Source organism: Streptomyces sp. CC53 (assembly GCF_001865245.1).
Classification (GTDB): Bacteria; Actinomycetota; Actinomycetes; order Streptomycetales; family Streptomycetaceae; genus Streptomyces.
The window spans coordinates 1-4075 of record NZ_MKXB01000169.1; the positions used below are offsets into that span (position 1 = coordinate 1).

At 68.3% G+C, this 4075-nt stretch carries 5 protein-coding genes; all 5 read left to right on the forward strand.

The window, feature by feature from the left end; all coding sequences use genetic code 11:
• Positions 1-586 precede the first annotated feature (586 nt).
• The 5 genes from BJP40_RS20305 (at position 587) to BJP40_RS20325 (ending at position 3902) form a co-directional block, all read left to right on the forward strand.
• Complete coding sequence (locus BJP40_RS20305; protein ID WP_071281643.1) at positions 587-1588, forward strand: DUF6192 family protein; 1002 nt, start codon at positions 587-589, stop codon at positions 1586-1588.
• 2 nt (positions 1589-1590) lie between these two features.
• Positions 1591-2010, forward strand: coding sequence for a RacP protein (locus BJP40_RS20310; RefSeq protein WP_071281591.1), 420 nt, complete (start codon positions 1591-1593; stop codon positions 2008-2010).
• Positions 2011-2077: 67 nt separating this feature from the next.
• On the forward strand, positions 2078-2914 hold the full coding sequence (locus tag BJP40_RS20315; RefSeq protein WP_079171329.1) for an IS5 family transposase: 837 nt from the start codon (positions 2078-2080) through the stop codon (positions 2912-2914).
• Positions 2915-3018: 104 nt separating this feature from the next.
• The gene (locus tag BJP40_RS20320) at positions 3019-3405 is read left to right on the forward strand and encodes a hypothetical protein (protein ID WP_071281593.1); all 387 of its coding nucleotides are present in this window, start codon (positions 3019-3021) and stop codon (positions 3403-3405) included.
• Between the two features lie 83 nt (positions 3406-3488).
• The gene (locus BJP40_RS20325) at positions 3489-3902 is read left to right on the forward strand and encodes a hypothetical protein (RefSeq protein WP_071281594.1); all 414 of its coding nucleotides are present in this window, start codon (positions 3489-3491) and stop codon (positions 3900-3902) included.
• Positions 3903-4075 lie beyond the last annotated feature (173 nt).

Consider the following 4075-nt stretch of genomic DNA (forward strand, 5'->3'; position numbering starts at 1 on the left):
GGCGGGGTCGGCTCGGTGAGCACGCCTATGACAGCCACGGTGTCTCCAGTTCGGTGAGTGCGTGTTTCTGATCCTCGGATCTGGGTCGCGTTGGGTTCTACGCTGGTCTGGTGTCCAGGGGCACCGGGCGGGCCGGGGAGAGGGTCTGTCGGGCTTGTGGTGACCGGCTGAGGCCGGGTTCGCGGCCTGACGCGTTGTTCTGTTCCGCGTCGTGTCGTGCCAGGCAGTGGCGAACAGAACGTCGGTTGCGCAAGCTCACGGCCGCCGCATTGAGCGGTGCCGGTGAGATTGGGTGTCCCGAGTGCGGGGCTCGGTGGGTGGCCGGCGTCGAGCGGAGGTCGAACGCCGTCTTCTGCTCGCGCCGCTGTGTGGTGAGGGCTTGGAGGCGCCGGAAGGAAACGTTCGGCGAACGGGCACAGTAACCGCATCGCGAACGCATCCTGAGTGCGAATCCGGTCAGGATTTGGTCAGTTGTGGTCGTTCGTTGTGATCAGCGGATTTTCGGTTCGACTCTCGGTGATGAGCGGGCCGTGTCCACGTCACGGACGTCAGCTCCGTGCTGCGGCCCGCATGGGTGGTGAACCCCATGCCGGAGGAGATCGACAAGGTCGGAAGCGTCAGCCAGTCCCGTTACGAGCAGATCGTGTCCGAGCTGCGGGACGTGGTGGAACAGCAGACGCGCGGGCAGTTCACGATCGGGGACCGCGCCCTGGAGATCGAGCCGATGAGGGAGCCGGGCGGCCACCACGCGGTGGAACCGGAGTGGTCGGTGACCACGACGCTAACGCGGCTGGCCGAGGACATCGGCCTGAAGTTCAGCACGGTGAAGTCGGCAAGGTGGACGTCCTCGCGCTGGCCGGCCAGCCGCCGGCGGAAGGGCGCCTCCTACACCGTTCACCGGATCCTGGCCTACATCGAGGACGACCAGGAGCGGTTCGACGCGATCCTCACGCCACCGGAGGGCAAGGCCCGGTGGACGCCGGACGACGCCAGCCGACGGGTCGGCAACCGGGTCGAGACACCGGTGACCCCGAAGGAGAAGATCACCGCGATCCACACGCTTGCTCAGGACGACCAGGTCGCCGCGGCGGTGACCAGCGATTTCCTGAAGCGGCCGGAGGTGACGGCCATGGTGACCAGGGTGGACAAGGCCCGGGTGGTGGAGGAGTTCACTCGCGACGAGCACGTGGCCACCACGGCGGCCACGAACCTGCTGCGCAGGCCGGACGTCGCGTTCAAGGCGATGAGCGACGACACCGCCCGTTTCCAGGTCAACCATGCCCAGGCCGAGCGGGGTCGGCAAGCCCGCGACCACTTCGAGGACACCAGCCCGGTCGCACCGGCGGTGAGGAAGATCGACCGGACGGTGGAGTTCCTGGACCTGGTCACCGCCTGCCACTCGTTCGTCGCCGCGGCCGGCCGGACCGTCCCGGGCCTGCGAGACCGCAATCTCGGCGATGACGAGCGCACGATCGTGCACGAGAACGTCGCGAAGGTACGGGCGACGCTGGACTGGATCGAGACCGCGGTCGACACCGGCAAGGTCGACATGGACGACGAGCTGGCACGCATGCTGCGGGGCGAGTAGCCGTGACCCGCGCTTCACGGCGCCGGGGCGAGGCCGCCCACAGGCACGCGGACACCCTGCGGTTCGTGCTGTTCGAGGCCAGACCCGCGGGTCTGTTGTTTCCCCAGCTGACCCGCGCGAGCGGACTGTCACCCAGCCAGGTCAGATCAGGGCTCGCCGCCCTGCGAGACATCGTCGCCGAGAACGGCTGGCCGCCGCTGATCTGGACCAGGGCCGACGGCTACCAGCTCGGCGCGGAACGCGCCGCGCTGGAGGCATACGAACGGGCCGTGCTCACCGAGAAACTCACCGAGTTCCGCCGGTTCATCACCGGCACGGTCGCCCCGCACGCCGCCGCCCACCCGGGCGACAAGTGGGTGCGCCACATCGTCGCGCAGCTCAACTCCATCGAATCCACCCTCGACCTCGTCGTTTCAGCCTGACCACCACAGAGGGGCGCCCGGCCTCCGGCCGGGTGCCCCTCCCGATCCGGCTTGGGGGCCCGCCGTTATGCGTCCGCGCCGCTACCCTTCCGACACCACCAACGCGGAATGGGCCCTGCTCGAACCTCTGCTGCCGGAGCCCGCCTGCGAGACCAGCCGCGGCGGCCGGCCGGAAAGGCATCCCCGGCGGGAGATTGTCGACGCGATCCGCTACGTGGTCGACACCGGATGCAAATGGAGGGCGTTGCCTGCGGATTTCCCGCCATGGCGCACGGTTTGGGGGTTCATGGCCCGCTGGGCAGCAGCCGGGGTGATCGGACAGATCCGCGACCACCTGTCCGGCCGGATCCGCCGTGAGATGGGCAAAGGCCCCTGGGCGGTGGCCACCGTGATCGACTCCCAGAGCGTTAAGGCCGCCGAAACCGTCTCGAAGGCGACCCGCGGCTATGACGCCGGCAAGAAGATCAACGGCCGCAAGCGCCACCTGGTCGTGGACACCCGCGGCCTTCCCCTCATGGTCATGGTCACCCCCGCAGACCTGCACGACGCCGCAGCCGCGAAGGAAGTCCTCTTCCGCCTCCGTCTGATGCACCCCGAGATCACGATCGTGTGGGCCGACTCCGCCTACGCCGGCAAGCTCGTGACCTGGGCCAAACAACATCTCAACCTCACGATCAAGCCGGTCAGCCGGCCCAAGGACACCTCTGGCTTCGTCGTCCTTCCCCGCCGCTGGGTCGTCGAGAGGTCGCTCGCATGGATGATGCACGCACGCCGCCACGCGAGGGACTACGAACGCCTCGTCCAGCACTCCGAGACCCTCATCACCTGGGCGGCGATCACGCTCATGACCAGGCGCCTCGCCCGGAAGGGCGCCACCCCCAGCTGGCCTAGAAGACCTCGGTGACGGTTGCGGTGCATCGGTCTCACCGATCTCATTGCCAATGAGCCGATGATCACGTTTTGCGCCTTCCTGTCGCATTGCGTCCCCCGAGTGAACGAGAGAGTTCCATGCGCCGTTTCGCCATGCCCTGCGTCGGAGCCGCCGCAGCAGCCGTCGCCCTCGCGGCCCCCGCCCATGCGGCACCCGAGCCGTCCTTCGCTCCCCACACCCAGGCCGCCGCCAAGGTCGCGGCCGACGGCACGCTGCTGAAGCAGAAGAACGTGGTCTCCAGCAGCAAGTTCCAGACCGGCGGCTACTGCGTGAAGGTCGGCCCGGACGCCGTCGACCTCGCCGACAGCATCGTCCAGGTCAGCGGCGGCCCGGCCGGCGGCAGCACTCACGCCTACGAGACACCCACCGCCGCCTGCGGGAACGCTGCCGACACCATCCTCGTCTACGTGCGCAACCTCAACGGGGCCGCCATCGACGCCGGCTTCACCGTCACCGTCCACTGACCGCAGGCCTGTCCCGCGTCAGGTCTCTTCCCCCCACCTGCCCGATCCGCACGACCCGCTCGGGCCCATGAGAGGCAGCAACCGTGTTCCAGACCAAGAAGGCGCGCGTCGCCGTCGTCGCCGCGTCCGTCGTCACCGCAGCGGCCGTGACCGGCGGCGTCGCACTCGCGACCGGCATCGGCAGCCCCGTCCGGGCACCGCACGCCCAGGCATCCGGCCTGATCAAGTACAACGGTGACGTCGACCGTGGCACCGGCATCGCCGAGGTGACCAAGGGCGGCACCGGCATCTACTGCATCCGGTTCGTCGACAAGAAACTGACGGCCCATAGCATCACACCGCAGACCGTGCCGGTCGCCGGCGTTCCCTTCGGCACCGACGCCTACCCCGCTTACACGAGGACCCCGCAATGTGGGGACCGAGACGACACCCTCACCGTCACCGTCGGCATCAACGGCCAGTACGCCGACCAGGGATTCTGGCTCCTCGTCCCCTGACAACGCCCGCATCAGCCCCCGGGTCGGAACCATTTACCCCCGGGGGCTGCTGACGTGTCCCCTTTCATCTCGATAGCCGTACGGGCTCACGAGCACCAGGGATCAGAAACACGCACTCAAAGAGCGTTTTGTCCCGTCGGGGGTGTTTGACGGCCGTATGGGTGGCTGAGTGG

Coding starts and splice junctions, on each gene's coding strand:
- BJP40_RS20305 (WP_071281643.1), top strand. CDS start 587: ATGCCGGAGGAGATCGACAAGGTCGGAAGCGTCAGCCAGTCCCGTTAC.
- BJP40_RS20315 (WP_079171329.1), top strand. CDS start 2,078: ATGCGTCCGCGCCGCTACCCTTCCGACACCACCAACGCGGAATGGGCC.
- BJP40_RS20320 (WP_071281593.1), top strand. CDS start 3,019: ATGCGCCGTTTCGCCATGCCCTGCGTCGGAGCCGCCGCAGCAGCCGTC.